The 7,323-nt window shown below is 50.0% G+C and carries 10 protein-coding genes; 8 read left to right on the forward strand and 2 right to left on the reverse strand.

Annotation, left to right across the window (positions count from 1 at the left end; genetic code table 11):
* Nucleotides 1-278 precede the first annotated feature (278 nt).
* Nucleotides 279-530: a type II toxin-antitoxin system RelE/ParE family toxin gene (locus G565_RS25075; protein WP_037340512.1), complete on the reverse strand. Its 252-nt coding sequence runs from the start codon at nt 528-530 to the stop codon at nt 279-281.
* 700 nt (nt 531-1,230) lie between these two features.
* Here G565_RS25075 and G565_RS0119670 point away from each other — a divergent pair.
* A complete protein-coding gene (locus G565_RS0119670; RefSeq protein WP_157600168.1) occupies nt 1,231-1,794 on the forward strand; it encodes a hypothetical protein in 564 nt (187 codons plus the stop codon).
* 81 nt (nt 1,795-1,875) lie between these two features.
* A complete protein-coding gene (locus G565_RS0119675; RefSeq protein WP_028672360.1) occupies nt 1,876-2,307 on the forward strand; it encodes a hypothetical protein in 432 nt (143 codons plus the stop codon).
* 958 nt (nt 2,308-3,265) lie between these two features.
* Here the strand turns inward: G565_RS0119675 and G565_RS25080 are convergent.
* On the reverse strand, nt 3,266-3,793 hold the full coding sequence (locus G565_RS25080; protein WP_157600169.1) for a ketopantoate reductase C-terminal domain-containing protein: 528 nt from the start codon (nt 3,791-3,793) through the stop codon (nt 3,266-3,268).
* 129 nt (nt 3,794-3,922) lie between these two features.
* On the opposite strand from G565_RS25080, the gene G565_RS27790 reads away from it, so the two are divergent.
* The 6 genes from G565_RS27790 (at nt 3,923) to G565_RS25085 (ending at nt 7,248) form a co-directional block, all read left to right on the forward strand.
* Nucleotides 3,923-4,288 carry an HIRAN domain-containing protein gene (locus tag G565_RS27790; RefSeq protein ID WP_169579688.1) on the forward strand — a complete coding sequence of 122 codons (366 nt, stop codon included), beginning with the start codon at nt 3,923-3,925 and terminating at the stop codon, nt 4,286-4,288.
* 198 nt (nt 4,289-4,486) lie between these two features.
* Nucleotides 4,487-4,759 carry a BrnA antitoxin family protein gene (locus tag G565_RS0119690; protein WP_028672362.1) on the forward strand — a complete coding sequence of 91 codons (273 nt, stop codon included), beginning with the start codon at nt 4,487-4,489 and terminating at the stop codon, nt 4,757-4,759.
* 316 nt (nt 4,760-5,075) lie between these two features.
* Complete coding sequence (locus G565_RS0119695; RefSeq protein WP_028672363.1) at nt 5,076-6,035, forward strand: CsgG/HfaB family protein; 960 nt, start codon at nt 5,076-5,078, stop codon at nt 6,033-6,035.
* Complete coding sequence (locus tag G565_RS0119700) at nt 6,032-6,355, forward strand: hypothetical protein (RefSeq protein WP_028672364.1); 324 nt, start codon at nt 6,032-6,034, stop codon at nt 6,353-6,355. Before G565_RS0119695 ends, G565_RS0119700 begins: the two co-directional genes overlap by 4 nt.
* A complete protein-coding gene (locus tag G565_RS0119705; protein ID WP_028672365.1) occupies nt 6,348-6,692 on the forward strand; it encodes a DUF4810 domain-containing protein in 345 nt (114 codons plus the stop codon). The genes G565_RS0119700 and G565_RS0119705 overlap by 8 nt, the downstream gene beginning before the upstream one ends.
* 1 nt (nt 6,693) lies before the next feature.
* Nucleotides 6,694-7,248 carry a DUF799 domain-containing protein gene (locus G565_RS25085; RefSeq protein ID WP_037340519.1) on the forward strand — a complete coding sequence of 185 codons (555 nt, stop codon included), beginning with the start codon at nt 6,694-6,696 and terminating at the stop codon, nt 7,246-7,248.
* Nucleotides 7,249-7,323: the final 75 nt, after the last annotated feature.

The following is a 7,323-nucleotide window of genomic DNA, read 5'->3' on the forward strand; positions in this document are numbered from 1 at the left end:
CAATACGCGCCGAATTCGCTTCCTGCTGCCCAGTCATTACCCATATCAAGGACTGTTTGAAACCGCACTGAACAACCTGAACTCGACATAGCCATAACCAGTGCTGACCCGGCACACTTTAAACAACGGGGTAAGGGGAAGTGTGCCTGAAAATCGGGAATCCGGGTCAAAATCGACCTGTAGCTGTGGAGCTGCTCGAAAACATTCAACAAATTCTATGCAGTGCTACTTTAGGCTGTTTGGTGAAATATCCGGGCTAGCCATAATAACTACCTCTTTTAGAGCTTCTCCAGATGAGCCGTGAACTCTCTGTCGGCTACAGGAATCATCTCTTCATAAACCCTTTTTTCATTGCCTGTTTTCTCCCCGGCACAAAGCAATATCCCTGCTCTACTCGGATCAAAGGCAAAAAACGCTCTTATTGGATTCCCTTTACTCTGCACCCTGAGTTCTTTCATATTTCTGTGTTCCGAGCCCTTCACAGTGTCGGCGTATGGGCGAGCCAGCATCGGCCCATTCTCCCTCAGCATGTCCTGGGACAGCCACGACTCGTCAGACTACATGGACTGGAGCCAGGCGAGGCAAGTTACGAAAACCAGTATCTTCCATTTTAACCAAGCGACTATAGCTACAACAGAATCATTCAGGCTAACGGCACAACGTTTGAAAGCCATGTCGAACCTGGGGAACGATCGCCTAAAAAATGCTACCGATGAACAGTTGGGTGATTTCAAAGAGTAGTCAGTATACCAACAATAAGTTTCACACTTATGAATTGCTAGTCCAGACACCTTAACTTCTAAAATAGATTAGGCTAAATCTAAAATAAACCCGCCCCTGTATTTGTGACCAACGCCTCACTCGTCATAGCAGTAGTTCGATACACTGTACGAAATATCGTCAAAAAGAGTTGGGAATGTCGGAGCTTCACCCTGCACGAGAAGCAATCAATGAGCTTTATAATGCTGGTGGTATTCAATATCGATACCGTGGGACCTTGAACGACGAAGTTGCAGCCGTTTATTGGCAGATCGTGCAAGAAATTCAACGATGCTCCAGTGCATTACGCTGGGTGCCAAGGCCTACGGGGCGCCCGAATTTGCAATGGCTTACCAGGCACTTTGGTAAACAAGCCGTCTCCAATATTAAATCTGAAAGAAGTAGCATCACTTGCGCTAAGGTTAGGCTACTTCAATTCAGAACGTCACTCGAAGCTGCGGGGCTGGGTTTATGAGGACAGTAATTCTCACTTTATTACTCATGTTCAATGCCAGCTGGGCGTCCGACTCGTTTGAAGTTGATGAAAGGAACTGGCCTTCTGAAGCATGCGCTGATGCCTTTCAGCTTTCGATCTACCCAATCAATGTATGCGTGCCAACTAATAACATTTCACAGATTACCATCGTTCAATCCGAACCGGTCGCTTCAGAAGTCGTTTTTAACTCTGGCGAAAGCCTGATTTTCCTACAGCAACCAGCGGACATGGTGTTTGGGAAACCTGTGGCTGAGCTCGCCCTGCCTGGTCACGAAGGAGGTTCGACCGAATCAGTGTTTAACACGCTGTTATCCCAACAGGCCAGTAACGCAGGTTTAACGCTCGTTCTCGGCTTATCGGGCGGGGCTTTGGTTAAGTTTGAAGGCTCAGATGTTGTTGCCTACTGGGTCGATAGCCCTGAAGGCGAAGACTCTTTGTATATTTACATTGGGACTGAAATGAACTCTCCTATGCTGGTATTTGGTGAGTGGGACAACGAGTCAATGTCTGACCTGCTAAGCCGGGTTTCTTTCCAATGATTTGATGGTATTAAATAGCCAAAGCACTAATGCCGCAAGTGCTTTGGAAAACGAAAAGACTGATTTGGACAACCGTCTCAAATGAAAATTAGAAAAATCGCTATGAACTTGGCATTCACCTGGATTGTCATGTCGGCAACCGCTAACGCATCTGCCTACTGCAGTGCCGCAGAATCGCTAACTCAAACTGACTTTGTTGGGCAGTGGAATATGATAATTGGTGATTTTTCCAGCGGAGTGGTCGTAAACGATGATTTCAGTGGAAGTTTTTACAACTTGGTGAACGGGAATCGCGTCAACGGGCTCTCATTTGCTTCGGACGACGTTACATTCCACGAAGATTTGATAATCATAGATGTCTATATGACCCAGCCAAGGGGTTTGATTCGCCGGTTTACGTTGTCTGGCTGGAAATCTTCGAATACGACAAGAATTTATGGTTACATGTATCTGTATGATGGATTCGGTCGCCAGTTCAATGGAAAAAAAGTGATGCTCGACAAGGTAGAATAATGGCACTTCAGCAATTTCAGCTCTCACTTTGCGGCATACTGAATCTGAAGTGTGACTTTTAATGCTTTTCGCAGATCTTAAAATTTTCACACGTTGGTTGTATAGAACACGACTTTGAAATTCCTCTTCGTAGCGAATTCGCGACCTCTTATCCAACGATTCTATTCATTCCGCACCACACACATAACCAAAAAAACAGGCAGGCTTCCCAAAAGCCGCCCTCATATTCGTTTGCTCAATTAGGCACACCTTAGAGTCTCGTTAGTCTATTTGTTCTTGATACCTTTATAGCGTGAACCTTTTGAGACCTTTCCTGTATTCTTTCTGAATACTTTTGTAATTGCAAAGTCAGCAATGGCGAAAAGGACTATGTAAATAGTCAACTCCCAGTGCCAATTAAAAGAGTCACTGAACTTGCTGGATAGCAATACCAGCGCGACCAAGACCAAGAATCGGGCTAAATATATCATTTACTATTCCTTATAGGTTTACGGGACGAATCCTTTTACTAGAACACTCGAAATTGCATGGCCTTATTATTAGTCTACATCTCAAAAGACTCAGAAGCCTTAGTCAGGTCTCTTAACTTCATGTATCCATAGTTAATCGATTAAAACGAGGTGTTGTTGCAGATATAGGCGCCAACAGCACCGAAAATGCACCCAACCCACCTCGCCCGAAGTCTGCATCACGACTATCCGCAAAAGCTTCACAAGACCTGCATTCATTCTCAGCTCATTTCTGCTTAGCTTTTGGGCAATGGCTGCGACGCTTCGGTGAACCTTCTCGATACATCCGCTCATATGTCTAAGGATAACGGGCTGGCGACTCAATGAATACCCGTAAAAGGGTTCTTTTAACAGAAAGCTGTAGTGCCGGTTAGGGTTCACGCTGTAGTATGTAGACAAAGAGCATTAACGCCATTGGTCTGAGCGTGGAACCGCCCAGTCCACTGGCTTTATTCGCCAACGGCCTCCGGATAAAGCCCTCGTTGCCGGGCAAACAGGCGGGTCAGGCCGAACAGGGTTTCGATGTTGGGAACGTCGACGTTTACGGCCCGGGCGATGTCCAATACCGCGCCCACCAGGGCGTCGAGTTCGATCGGTTTGTTTGCCTCCACATCTTGCAGCATGGAGGTTTTAAACGCGCCTAATTGTGCCGTTAGCGCATGACGGGATTCGGGGTCATCGTCGATGGCAATGCCGATTTCGGCGCCGACAGCGGCCGATTCCCGCATGGCGCGGGACATGAACGCCCTTACGTAATCGTCACTCAGAATCCGGTCGCCTTTTGCTCCGGCAATGGCGGAGATCGGGTTGACCGTCATGTTGCCCCAGAGCTTGAACCAGATGTCGCGCTGAATGTGGTCGGAGTCTGTAACGTCGAACCCGGCGTCGCGCAACGCCCTGCCAATGGCCAGTGCCGGCGCCGTCTGTTTGCCCGCAGCATCGCCTACGATGATGGTGCGATCTTCGATGGGGCTCACGCTGCCAGGCACCGGCGATGAAGCCGACAGGTAGGTAACGCAGCCGACCACACGGCTGGCATCTATGGCGGCAGATACCTTGCCGCTCGGATCGACGGAAGGCAAGGCAATAATGACGGGTTTGAGTTAGTGCATCCGTTTGACGATGCGCCCAACCAGTTCGAATTTCTATTGGAAGTCGCGGGGTTCAGGCACAACTCACAAATCCCCGTCGAGCAAGTGAGCGACGGCGATAGTGTCCGGTATATCGCAGAACCCGATAATGAATGGGACCCGAAAGCTATTCGGTTAGAAGTAGGTGGAAATACCCTGGGTTATGTCCCTCGAGGATATTTATCCTTGCTTCATCGTAGGTGGGAAAACGGGGCCCGGGTAGAGGGTGAAGTGTTCCGTGTGAATGGCACTGCTCGCAGGCCTTTGGTATATGTGCTTACGCGTATAGGCAATGGTGGACGCGCTTCGGGCTCCAACTCTCATTATGCAGTGGCAAGCTAAAGAATGCTCCCGGTGAGGGTGGAGATGCTACACACTCCTACCCTCACCAATGGACTCGTTGGTATCATTTCTTAACCCATGTACCAATCATTGCTCTGATGAAGAACCTCTTTATTCACCCCGCTATTCAGTACACCCATCAGCAGTAGTAATTGATCAAATCCGCACTCCACATGCACCGTAAAGAGAGGGCTGACTATGCGAAAGTCGAAAAAGCTACCTGAGTTTAAAACGGAAGCAGAAGAGCGTGCGTTCTGGGAGAGTCACGACTCGTTAGACTACGTGGACTGGAGCCAGGCTGAGCAAACCTCTTTCCCGAAACTAAAGCCTTCAACCAAGACGATTTCATTGCGTTTGCCTGAAGCGTTGTTGGACCGGATAAAAATAGAAGCCGACAAGCGTGATATGCCCTATCAATCGCTCATCAAATCCTGGCTTGCGGATGATGTGAACGAAAGTCGCGGAGTATAGTGCTCCCTGCCGATTGCCGGGAGGCTGCCTCCTGGAACACTGGTTTTATTCACCCACTCTATCCACTATCGAGAGTAATGAAGATCAATTCGGTTTTTCTGGTCGTTCAGGCCCAGTACGCCTCCCCGGGGTTCGGGTGAGCTGTCTTCGATCCAGCGGCCACTGCGGTCAGGATCTCGCGCTATTGACTTAGGCGACTGAGTTAGGGGGGCGCAAACGACACCTCTCGTTTGCATGCTTTTGACAAAAGGCGGAGACTTCCCGGGTGTCAGCAATCTGTCAACTCCACCCCAGCCTGGCTTCTTAAGGATAACGAATGAAAAACCTTATTAAATGGACTGCTCCATTTTTGCTTGTCGCTTGTGCGACCCAAACGCCTCAAATGACAGACAGTGAGTCGGCAGTTTCTCCCGACCAGCAACTGGCGGCTCAGGAAGCGCAACAAGCGACTGTGCAGTTGGCGCTGAAGCGTAAAATTGCCGTAGGCCGTCTCTCGAATGAAACGACCTATGGCAAGAGTCTGCTCAGCAGCAATTCAGACGACAACGTGTCGCTGAAAGTGACTGATATGTTCGTGCAATCCCTAATAAACAGCGGTAACTATTTGGTCTTTGAACGGCCCGATGTTTCGCTGCTTCAAAGTGAAGCGGAATTAACGGGTACCGAAGTCAACATCATTGGTGTCGATACTCTGGTGATCGGCTCATTGACGGAATTCGGTCGCTCTACGACCGGGGAGTCTGGTTTTCTTTCCAATTCGAAAACTCAGGAAGCGACGGCAACCATCGATCTTCGTTTGGTAGATACCGCTACCGGCCAGGTTCTGGAGTCGGTCAGCGGAACCGGTTCGTCATCTATTGAAAGTTCCACCACCATGGGCTTCGGCTCAGTTGCGAGTTACGACGGTAGCTTGAACGACCAGGCTATTGGCGCTGCGGTAAATGCGGCAGTAGAAAGAATGACCCAGTTGATGCTGACCAAAGTGTGGACGGCCGACGTATTGACAGCTGAAGACGGCCTGGTCTATTTCAGCGGCGGTGAGAGCCAGGGTATTCAGACAGGCATGCAGTTTTCGGTCTTCAAGAAAGGCCGGCAAGTGAAGTCGTCGACCACCGGGTCCACCATTACCTTACCTGGCCAGAAAGTGGCCGACATCACGGTTCTGGGCACCTTTGGTGACAGCGAACTCGAAGAAGGTTCATTCGGTGAAATAACCGGCGGTTCCATCGACGGGTTAGACATCGACACGCTGGAAGTTCGGGAGGTGCAATCATGAAATGGTTATTGCTGCTTACCATCACCTTCGGGCTGACGGCATGCGTTCAAAGTCCCACTCAAACCACCACAACGGTCGATAACCGACCCCGCGTCGCCTTTGACGAGCAGCTTCCGGGGGAAGCCGTTGACTACACCGTCATCGTCGATGGTGTTTCCTATGGGCCAATGAGCCAGTTTCTGGTCGACGAGGCCACGTTGCGCCTGGTTGAGGGAACCCATCTTATCGAAGTAGAAGGAGCGACAGGCATTGTCTTTTCTACGACCGTGTTCCTGGGCGCCTCGTCAACACGCGTTATAAAAGTGGTCTCCTATGAATAAGAAACTGCTGGTGTCATCGGCCCTCGTCCTCAGCCTGACCGGGTGTGCCACTCAGTCTGGCCTGTACAACTGGGGCGACTACGAACAGGACCTATTCAATTACTACCATGAAGCGGGTACTCAGGAAGAGTCTGCAACCAACCACATTGAGTTCGTGTCCAAAATTGACCAGCGTGGTGAAACACCAGCACCCGGCTTGCTCGCCGAGGCCGGAACCTTTTATCTGCTGGCGGGTGACGAAGGGTCTGCCGTCAAGTTCTATCAAATGGAATTCGATACCTGGCCGGAAAGCCGGCCAATGATGGGTATTCTGATCAAAAACCTGGAGAACAATTAGGATGCGACAGCTGAACTTACTGGTTTTATCAGCGATCGCCGTGTTCCTGCTGGCTGGTTGTGTGACCCCAAGTGCTTACGATTTCTCCCGGTATCATGAGGAAAAGCCACGCTCCATACTCGTCGTACCCGTCGTCAATAACTCGGTCGATGTGCTTGCACCCACCTCGGTGCTGACTACCTTGCCCAGAGTACTCGCTGAAAAGGGGTACTACGTTTTTCCGGTCAATACCGTGAAGACGTTGCTGGAGTTTGAAGGGTTGTATGAACCTTCGGAAATCCATCAGCTTCCCACGTCGGAATTGTCGTCCCTGTTTGGTGCTGATGCCGTGCTCTACCTGACCATTCACGAGTGGACGTCCAAGTACGCGGTTCTGGCGACTACAACTGTAGTCGATTTTGAATATCGCATTGCCGATGCACAAGGCAACGAGCTGTGGAATGCCAGAAAGAACTTGAGTTATACCCCTGATAGCGGGAGTGGCTCAGGAAGCGCGATGGCGATGTTAATATCAGCGGCGATTACCGCAGCGGCTGAAAGGGCTGCGCCTAACTAGTGCCCGTCCAGAAAGGGCGATTTTTCAGAAAGATGCCAACGTCCTCCATTGGTCGTCGGATCCGCTTGGTGGTAA

Origin of the sequence: Saccharospirillum impatiens DSM 12546, assembly GCF_000423605.1 — a bacterium.
GTDB classification, from domain to species: domain Bacteria; phylum Pseudomonadota; class Gammaproteobacteria; order Pseudomonadales; family Natronospirillaceae; genus Saccharospirillum; species Saccharospirillum impatiens.